The 3,660-nt window shown below is 28.3% G+C and carries 3 protein-coding genes; 1 reads left to right on the top strand and 2 read right to left on the bottom strand.

What is annotated here, in order from left to right; translation table 11 throughout:
* The first annotated feature begins 99 nt into the window (after positions 1 to 99).
* Positions 100 to 438, top strand: coding sequence for a hypothetical protein (locus NSA58_RS17460; protein WP_039679180.1), 339 nt, complete (start codon positions 100 to 102; stop codon positions 436 to 438).
* A gap of 90 nt (positions 439 to 528) precedes the next feature.
* Here the strand turns inward: NSA58_RS17460 and NSA58_RS17455 are convergent, their stop codons facing one another.
* Both NSA58_RS17455 and NSA58_RS17450 read right to left on the bottom strand, forming a co-directional pair.
* Positions 529 to 2,289, bottom strand: a complete 1,761-nt coding sequence (locus tag NSA58_RS17455; RefSeq protein ID WP_257560745.1) for a UvrD-helicase domain-containing protein — start codon at positions 2,287 to 2,289, stop codon at positions 529 to 531.
* Between the two features lie 230 nt (positions 2,290 to 2,519).
* Complete coding sequence (locus NSA58_RS17450) at positions 2,520 to 3,425, bottom strand: SDR family oxidoreductase (RefSeq protein ID WP_039679178.1); 906 nt, start codon at positions 3,423 to 3,425, stop codon at positions 2,520 to 2,522.
* Positions 3,426 to 3,660: the final 235 nt, after the last annotated feature.

The following is a 3,660-nucleotide window of genomic DNA, read 5'->3' as shown; positions in this document are numbered from 1 at the left end:
TTATAAAGGTTTATATCAATTTATGTCTAATTAATTAATAAAACAATATTTATTTAACTGTTTTTTAAACTATAAATTGTAAAGGTTGGTGTAAAGTATATGGCAAGTACTATAGTAAATTTTCCTTATAATTCTTTAGGTGTTGCAAGATTAGATTCTGATGGCGTAGTTCATAATCATTTATATCACCAATGTCCTGTGGGAAGAATAGACACTAACAATATAATTCACAATGATCCAATTAATAATTCTCCAATAGGAAGAATCGATGATGATGGTATAATCCACAGTCATCCAACTAGTTATTTCCCTGTGGGAAGAGTTGATAAGAATGGATATGTATATGATAATAAAAATGTTAAAGTTGGTAGAGTAGAAGGTGAAGACTACCTGAAAGCAGGAAGTGCATTTTTATTACTAATAAATAATTTAAGATAGCTAATATAAAATTAAATATAAAACTCATTTTGATTAAATTTAGCCTTATTCAAAATAAAAAGGACTTGCTTATAAGCAAGTCTTTTTATTTTATCCAAATTCCACAGAACTTTCATAGATATTTTTTATATCTTTAGCAAAAGAGTTTTTATAAAAATTTTTACCATGAATAATTAACTTTTCACTGGCTCTTGTCATTCCCACATATAATAACTTTCTATCCATAATTTCTTTTTTATTATCTAAGTTCCCACTAAAAAAATCCACATCTACTAAAATTACTATCTTCCCCTCTAATCCCTTAGAAGAATAATATGTACTAGTTAATAGGCAGGTATCCATATCTTCTTTGTCAGCTTCTTTTATAAATCTTGTATTTATCCTTATATTAGATGGTAACATATTTTTTATTTTTTCACATTGATTTTTATAATTACAAATAATTAATATATCATTATAAGAATATGTCTTACTTCTAATTAAAGAGTTTACACAGTTTATAATTTCTTCATATTCTCCTTCAATAAAGTCAATAGTACTTTTTATTTCATTAGTATTATCTAATATTATATCTTCATTCTCTTTATAAAATCTTTTAACTTCTTCTCGTAAATATTCATTTTGTTGTAAAAATTTTAGTGCTAAAAATGAATTCTCCCTTCCTGCTCTATAACAAGTCTTAAGAAAATTAGAACGCCCTTGCATATTTATACCCAGCTTACTCCAACTATGTTCCTTACTGTTGTATATACTTTGTAGTCTATCTCCAGCCATAAATATATTTACACCTTCTACTTCTTTTCCAGAGTAATTTTTATATTTATATTTTTTACATAACTTAACACATACTTTTATCCAGTCATCTTGAAAGTCTTGGTACTCGTCTATTAATATGGCGTCATAAGTAGGTTTACATTTTTCAAGTGCTAAATTAGGTAGTGTTTCATCAAACCAAGTATGCTTTTCCTTTGCACTTAATTTACAAGGCATTCTTTCTCTACTTTCTCTCATGGCAAGCTTATGAAAAGTACTAACACCTATATTTTGAATTTCTATATCCTTCAATATAAAACTGTTACTATAATCCTTTGCTATTTCATTTAAAATACTTTCTATTTTGTTAGCAAGTGATAAGTTATATGTCACTATTTGTATTTTCCATCTGGGATTTTCTTTTATTAAATGAATTGCCCTTGCAATTAAAATTTGTGTTTTTCCAGAACCAGGTACACCAGTTATCATATATGGGCCATATGGAAATTTTCTCGAATAGTTTTCTTGCTTTTCATCTAAAGAATATATACTTACATCATCTAAACTTTCCTCTTCTTCATTATTTTCTTTTACTATTTTTATTTCAGGAAATAGCGAGGTTCTAATATCAATCATTTCATCTTCATTTATTTCACATTCCACGTTGGAAAACATATCAGTTATAGTAAGTTTTGATAAAATATCTTTGCTTAATATTTTTACTGGTTCAATATTAAAAGCTGATTTTATTTTATCTCCTTGTAAATCTTCACCACTCATATTAGTCAATACTGTGTTAGCATAAAGAAAATCGTTTAAATCATATATCTTATTATTATCTGAAATTATTCCATTGCAAATATTAAAATATTGTTTAGTTTTATTTACAGGGTTGTCATCTTCCCTATCACTTAAAATAGCTCTTCTTTTATTAACATCTTTAATGTATGACAATGACCAATCTTTTACTTCTAAAATGGAAATCCCTTTTTTCTTATCTATTAAAATAAAGTCTGGTATTAAACTTGATATTGTTGGTTGAACATATAAATAAGCTTCACTTTCATAGCTTTCATATAATTTTTTTATTTTACTCAACAGCTTATTTTCCCCTGGAGTAAGGTCTTTGGAGTCATTTTTTATAATATATAAAGACACTTTTATAAATACCTCCCACATACTAAACTAATATATAATACGTGGGAGTTTTATAAATATAACCATATAAAAATTCACCTTGAGCAAAGTAGTTTCATAACATCCACTCAGTGACTTAAATTAGTATCAAAATACTTCGCCAACGCAGTTGCTCAGGCAAAGCAATTTTTTTATCCTACTATATTGCCTCCGTTGACATGTAATACCTGTCCTGTCATGTAACTAGAATCATCACTAGCAAGAAATACATATGCATTTGCAACTTCATAAGGTTGACCTGCTCTATCCATAGGTACTTTACTTCTAAGACTTCCAAAGGTCTCCACTTCTTCTGAATTAAAACTACTTGTTATAAGCGGTGTCCATATAGGACCTGGTGCCACTGCATTTACTCTAATTTTATCCTCCACCAATGATTGTGATAAAGATCTAGTAAAAGCAAGAATTGCTCCCTTTGTTGCACTATAATCAATTAGTAATTCTTCTCCTTTAAATGCTGTTACTGATGTTGTATTTATTATGGATGAATTTGCTTTTAAATGAGGAAGTGCTGCTTTTACTAAGTAAAAAAAGGAGAATATATTTGTTCTAAATGTTTTTTCCAATTGCTCTTCATCTATATCTAAAATACTTTGCTGGATATATTGAACAGCATGGTTATTTACTAATATATCTATTTTTCCAAACTCCTCTAATGTTTTATCTATTACTAGTTTACAGTTTTCTTCTTTTTGTAAATCACCTTTAATTGCTATACACTTTCTTCCTAAAGTTTCTACGTGCTCACAAGTTTCACTTGCATCTTCATCTTCATTGAGGTAAGCAATAACAATATTAGCTCCTTCTTTTGCAAAAGCATAAGCAACTGCCCTTCCAATACCACTGTCTCCTCCAGTTATAATAGCCACCTTATCTTCCAATTTATTGCTCCCTTTATAGTTTACATTTTCAGATATTGGTCTTGGATTCATAATATACTCTAGACCTGGATGACAGTCTTGATGTTGTGGTGGAAAGTTTACTTTAACTACTTCACAATTTTCTTTAGTACCTATATTTTTATAAATAGGATACATTTTCATCCTCCTTTTTCTTAATTTATTCTTAGTATAAATTATCCTCATTTTCCTTAATTTAATGTATTTATAAATAAGAATAAAAAATTCGCTTCGCTCATATGGCCAAAATTGAGAAGCATATCGTCAACGATATATCCTCGTTACCACTTTGAGCCACAGCGTGGGCGATATGAAATTTTAGGCAACTCCGTTTCTCAAAATTTTTTAAAAAATATTCATAATTTAACACAAA

Origin of the sequence: Terrisporobacter muris, assembly GCF_024621905.1 — a bacterium.
Lineage (GTDB): Bacteria > Bacillota > Clostridia > Peptostreptococcales > Peptostreptococcaceae > Terrisporobacter > Terrisporobacter muris.
This window is presented reverse-complemented; position numbering and strand designations above follow the sequence as displayed.